Source organism: Streptococcus mitis (assembly GCF_946190115.1).
Taxonomy (GTDB): Bacteria; Bacillota; Bacilli; order Lactobacillales; family Streptococcaceae; genus Streptococcus; species Streptococcus mitis_CO.
Genome location: NZ_CAMHZG010000058.1, coordinates 1 through 362, shown reverse-complemented (window position 1 = coordinate 362; position 362 = coordinate 1). Strand labels below are relative to the sequence as shown.

Annotated in this window: 1 protein-coding gene; it reads left to right on the top strand. The window is 42.0% G+C overall.

Features of this window, described 5'->3' with window-relative positions; translation table 11 throughout:
* Window positions 1-362 (top strand): MiiA motif-containing surface protein (locus N8L90_RS09390; RefSeq protein WP_261025223.1); only part of this gene is annotated, 362 nt, incomplete at both ends.

Here is a 362-nt window from a genome sequence, read left to right as displayed (position 1 = left end):
GCTGTAAATCCAGATGCAACAGTAGTTGTAGATGACAAAGGAAACGCAACAGTTACAACCCCAGAAGGTAAGACAGCTGTAATTCCATCAGCAGACTTGACAAAAGATCCAGAAGCTGCAACTAAACCAAATGCAGGTAACGACATCGTTAAACCAGCAGATAAGACTGTAGTAGCAAATCCAGAAAAACTTACAGATGCTGAGAAGAAAGCGATCGAAGATAAAGTTAAAGCTGTAAATCCAGATGCAACAGTAGTTGTAGATGACAAAGGAAACGCAACAGTTACAACCCCAGAAGGTAAGACAGCGGTCATTCCAGCCTCAGACTTGACTAAGTCACCAGAAGATGCAGCTAAACCAAA